Source organism: Paenibacillus sp. HGH0039 (assembly GCF_000411255.1).
Lineage (GTDB): Bacteria > Bacillota > Bacilli > Paenibacillales > NBRC-103111 > Paenibacillus_F.
In genome coordinates this window covers 1,877,934-1,878,526 of record NZ_KE150412.1, presented here as the reverse complement: position 1 = coordinate 1,878,526, position 593 = coordinate 1,877,934, and positions in this window count along the sequence as shown.

Sequence of the window (593 nt, the reverse complement as noted above, 5' to 3'; positions counted from 1 at the left end):
GGAGCAACGGGAGCCGACGGAGCGACAGGAGCCACGGGAGCTGATGGAGCGACAGGAGCCACGGGAGCCGACGGAGCGACAGGAGCAACCGGGGCTGACGGAGCGACAGGAGCAACCGGAGCTGATGGAGCCACAGGTGCAACAGGAGTCGACGGAGTGACAGGTGCCACAGGTGCGACCGGAGCTGATGGAGCAACAGGTGCAACGGGAGCCGATGGAGCAACAGGAGCTACGGGAGCCGACGGAGCCACAGGTGCAACAGGAGCCGATGGAGCAACAGGAGCAACCGGGGCCGATGGAGCCACAGGTGCGACCGGAGCTGATGGAGTGACAGGTGCAACCGGAGCCGATGGAGCCACAGGTGCGACCGGAGCTGATGGAGTAACAGGTGCAGCCGGGGCTGATGGAGCGACAGGAGCAACCGGGGCCGATGGAGCAACAGGAGCAACGGGGGCTGATGGAGCCACAGGAGCAACGGGAGCCGATGGAGCAACAGGAGCAACGGGAGCCGACGGAGCAACAGGAGCAACGGGGGCTGGAGGAGCGACTGGTGCAACCGGAGCCGATGGAGCAACAGGTGCAACCGGAGCCGA